At 40.3% G+C, this 1483-nt stretch carries 3 protein-coding genes; all 3 read right to left on the bottom strand.

Going from position 1 to position 1483, the window contains the following annotated elements; all coding sequences use genetic code 11:
- Positions 1–219: 219 nt before the first annotated feature.
- Positions 220–417 (bottom strand): hypothetical protein, encoded by a 198-nt coding sequence (locus tag J8M01_RS23675; RefSeq protein WP_211059585.1) that lies wholly within the window; start codon positions 415–417, stop codon positions 220–222.
- A gap of 272 nt (positions 418–689) precedes the next feature.
- Positions 690–1064 carry a hypothetical protein gene (locus tag J8M01_RS23680; RefSeq protein WP_247671267.1) on the bottom strand — a complete coding sequence of 125 codons (375 nt, stop codon included), beginning with the start codon at positions 1062–1064 and terminating at the stop codon, positions 690–692.
- Between the two features lie 6 nt (positions 1065–1070).
- A partial coding sequence (locus J8M01_RS23685) for a hypothetical protein (protein WP_211059586.1) occupies positions 1071–1483 on the bottom strand: 413 nt, incomplete at its 5' end.

A 1483-nucleotide genomic window follows, 5' to 3' on the forward strand; every position in this document is an offset into this window, starting at 1 on the left:
GAGAAACCCGTTGCAGAGATGCGACGGGTTTTTTGCGTTTGGGGTTTGGGAAGTCCAAACTATTTAGGGAAGAACTTTAGAGAAAGCCTAGAATAAAAACCCTATGGACTCTGAAACCAGTTCAGAGAGACGGAGGTTTCTATTTAGAGGTGGGGTTTTGATGATGCCCACCTCGTTGTCTTACTGACGCCAATCATGATCACTTGATTGGCGTCTCGTTTAAATAAATCGTGAAACATTACGACTGATATATAAGTTACGTACTAGGCACCGTTCTTCATAAATTACTGCGTATTTGTTCAAGGTATAACTCCCCCAAAAACGATACTCGCGATTTTCTGTCGCAGACTGAGAACTCGGCATGTCTATAAAACACCGAAATGTCGCGGTGATACAGGCTAAAAATTTATCTAACATGGAGTAAGTATCCACATCTAAGTATGTACATCGTAGCGCTAATGGCTTTATGATGATGGCTTGATTAGGTATATGTAAGGGTTGATGTGTCGTACTATCTATTACTATTACTAGTGACTTTTGCGTTATTTGGGGTATCGGCAACTTACTTTTCGCGTTTTCTCTACGATTATTGGATTAAGAAAGAAATTAATGTTGTTTATATTTGGCGTGCGGGTGGATGTGCCCTAGTGATAATTGTATTGTCACTCGTAGGGCAATTGATAAGGTAGTTACTTGATCGTGAATGCTTCACATTTTTTATTAATACAGAGTGATTGAATAGGCAGTACTTGCTTACATACATCGACACTTGCTTGTTGCTTATTACTCACCTGCTCTTGTTTTGTTATCTGTGCAGCCATCTTTTCAACAAGGTCTTCGTTTAAGCTTTTATTAGAATAGATCAAATATTCGCTAGGACCACCACAAGCAGGGCGCTCTCCGATACTGAGTACCTTACATTGAAAGCTTGCATCACAAGATTTATCTGCAATCAGAGTTGTCAATGACGGGGAAGAGCCGTCGTTGTTATAGTTGAGCATAGGAGAGCTGGCACAGCCAGCTAAGAGTAAAATAGTTATTGAGTAAGCAATGCTTTTCATCATGGCTCCTTAGTAAGTCGCTTGTGCACTGCCTTCAATTTTAACACATTTGTTTTCAACACATTGGGTGCTTGGTTGCGTTAAGTGCTGACAAATACTGACCATACGGTTTTTTGCATTATACTGGCTTTCTAAATGAGTAATTTTACCAGCTAGTGTGGATACTTTATGTGGGCTTGCGTATTTTTTTGAGAAGACAAGGTAGCTACTAGGCCCGCCACATGCTCGACTACCTACTGGTATCACCTGACATTGTACGGTGTTGTCACACGTATTGTTTTTGGTTAGTTCAGTTAACTGCTTACGCACACTTACAAGATTTTCGTTTATTTTTGGCATTACTACTTGCGTATCGAGGCGTAGCTTGTTTGTTTGAGCTGTTTGAGCTGTTTGAGCTGTTTGAGCTGTTTGAGCTGTTTGAG

Source organism: Pseudoalteromonas sp. MMG005, from assembly GCF_018101015.1.
GTDB lineage: Bacteria > Pseudomonadota > Gammaproteobacteria > Enterobacterales > Alteromonadaceae > Pseudoalteromonas > Pseudoalteromonas aurantia.